General features: G+C 64.1%; 1 protein-coding gene. It reads right to left on the reverse strand.

Annotated features, from left to right (window positions below; all coding sequences use genetic code 11):
* Window positions 1-217, reverse strand: a 217-nt coding sequence (locus tag ACLQ2W_RS34100; protein WP_425792046.1) for a phosphopantetheine-binding protein, incomplete at both ends; no start/stop codon positions are given.

A 217-nucleotide genomic window follows, 5' to 3' on the forward strand; every position in this document is an offset into this window, starting at 1 on the left:
CACCCGGATACCGACACCCCATCCCCACAATCGCCACCGGCTCATCCACACCCGCACCAACCACCACCGACGCGAGAACATCGACCTGCTCACCAAGCAGCTCCGTCAGCACATACCGGGCCAACACCACCGGGGTGGGGTAGTCGAAGACCAGCGTGGCCGGCAACGACAACCCAGTCGCGGTAGCCAACCGATTACGCAACTCCACCGCGGTCAA

This window comes from Micromonospora sp. DT227 (genome assembly GCF_049841835.1).
GTDB lineage: Bacteria > Actinomycetota > Actinomycetes > Mycobacteriales > Micromonosporaceae > Micromonospora.